The following is a 1,994-nucleotide window of genomic DNA, read 5'->3' on the forward strand; positions in this document are numbered from 1 at the left end:
CGAACCGCCACTCGGTCAGGATCCGCAGGGCGGTGGGCGGACCGGGCAGGTTGTATCCGAGTTCGACCTCGGTCACCGACAGTTTCGAGGTGTCCTCGGCAGGCGGCGGCGTCCGCGACAGTCCCACGGCCAGACCGAAGGTCACCGCGAAGACCACGACCTCGACGAGCCCGAACCGGATGAACGCCGCCCTGTCGTCGGGGTCGGACTGCAGAGCGGTGACGGTTCGTCGTCGGTGGATCGCCCCAAGACCTCCGAGCACGATCAACGCCACCGTCTTGAGCAGCACGATGCGGCCGTAGGTGTCGGTGAACAGGTCGGACAACTCGACGCGGATCAGGGCGTTGATCACGCCACTGGCGCCGACGACGACGATGCACCACAGCGCGACCCGGGAGAAGCGCGCCACCGCCAGGCCGGTGTGGGCGCCCAGTCCGCGGGCGTAGACGAGCACCGCGAACAAGCCGCCGAGCCAGACCGTCGCGAACACGATGTGCAGGATGAGACTGTTGGTGGCGTAGTCGTGGCTGCCACCGGCCGAGGAGTGTCCACTCAGGGCGAGCGGCATCAGACTCAGCAGCGCCAGACCGAAGATGACGACAGTCCACCACCAGCGCAGCGCCACCCGCGCGAATGCCGCGGTCACGAGGGCGAACACCGCGGTCCACAACCAGGATCGGGCGTCGGCGACCTGCTCGATCGCGGTGATCAGGTTCGACGGCTGCAATGACTCCGACAGCGGCCGCCCCGACACATTCGACAGCGTCAGCGGGATCATCATCAGCGAGGTGATGCCCCAGACGAGTGCGCCGACCGCAGCCCAGCGGACCGCGCGATAGCCACCGACATCGAGGACGCCGTCGGCCTGCGGCGGAACGAGGAAGGCCGCGAACAGGGCCGACCCGACCGCGATGGCCGCACCGATCTCGCCGATGCCCTGCACCGTCGGCAGTCCGTAGGTGGTGATCCATCCCGGATCGGGGATGCCGGTCAGTTCCGAGAACTGCGACGCCGACATCGCCGTCACGATGATCGCGACGACGGCGGTCACCCAGGCGACGACCCAACCGAGCCCTGCGGCCGCGCTACGGCGCAGGTCGATCGAATCGGCAGTGGTCACGCTCATGACTGCACTCTATCTGCGGGCTCGCCGTGCCCGACAATCTCCACGGCCCGCCCGCACCCGGCGTCCGGGTCGGTCGGGGCGACGGCCGATATACTTCTGCGCGCAGCACGCCTCCGTAGCTCAGGTGGATAGAGCAAGAGCCTTCTAATCTCTAGGTCGCAGGTTCGAGTCCTGCCGGGGGCACTCCGGGATCTCGCCATCCCCACTCGTCTGGCCCGTCATTCCCCGACCTCACCGTCGATCGACTCCCGGAGCAGGTCGGCATGGCCGTTGTGCCGCGCGTACTCCTCGATCATGTGCACGAGGATCCACCGCAGACTGATCCGCCTGCCGTCCGGAAACGCTCTGCGGGTCAGGGTGTCCAACCCGTCGTCGTTCAGAGCCCGCTCGGTGCTCGACCGTGCGCCGTCCACACATTCGCGCCACAGCGCCACGAGCTCATCGGGGGTGTCGTCGGTTGCCGAATGCCACTCCCAGTCAGGATCGGCGTCCCAGTCGACTGACGCGAACGGCTCTCTGCGTGGTCGGTCGTGGAGATCTCGCGAGAACCAGTCGTCCTCCACGTAGGCCAGGTGTTTGAGCAGGCCGCCGAGCGTCATCGACGACACCCCCACGGTCACCCGCAAAGCGGCCGCGTCCAGTCCGCGACATTTCCACTCGAACGTCGCCCGCTGATGGTCGAGGAACCCCAGGAGGGTCGCCGTCTCGTCTGCGGCAAGCGGTGGCTCGGGCCGTCCGTACTCATCGAGGTCGGTCATGGCGCCGACCGTAACGCCGACCTCGGACGATCGCACATGCGTTTTTATATGCACCTTGTTGCACAGTGTGTGATTGCGTATTAACCTGCCGTCATGGCCCTCGAACACGC

The 1,994-nt window shown here is 67.0% G+C and carries 2 protein-coding genes and 1 tRNA gene; 1 reads left to right on the top strand and 2 read right to left on the bottom strand.

From position 1 onward, the window contains the following. The coding region (locus JHC79_RS23595; protein ID WP_296395504.1) for a CopD family protein at positions 1-1,126 on the bottom strand (1,126 nt) is incomplete at its 3' end. A 109-nt stretch (positions 1,127-1,235) separates the two neighbouring features. Here JHC79_RS23595 and JHC79_RS23600 point away from each other — a divergent pair. After that, positions 1,236-1,309, top strand: a tRNA-Arg gene (locus JHC79_RS23600). Between the two features lie 35 nt (positions 1,310-1,344). Here the strand turns inward: JHC79_RS23600 and JHC79_RS23605 are convergent. Then, on the bottom strand, positions 1,345-1,884 hold the full coding sequence (locus JHC79_RS23605; protein ID WP_296395506.1) for a DinB family protein: 540 nt from the start codon (positions 1,882-1,884) through the stop codon (positions 1,345-1,347). Positions 1,885-1,994 lie beyond the last annotated feature (110 nt).

Source organism: Williamsia sp. (genome assembly GCF_016462415.1).
Taxonomy (GTDB): Bacteria; Actinomycetota; Actinomycetes; order Mycobacteriales; family Mycobacteriaceae; genus Williamsia_A.

Bases quoted from the DNA above. Each gene is read 5' to 3' on its own strand.
- JHC79_RS23605 (WP_296395506.1), bottom strand. From the start codon at position 1,884: ATGACCGACCTCGATGAGTACGGACGGCCCGAGCCACCGCTTGCCGCA.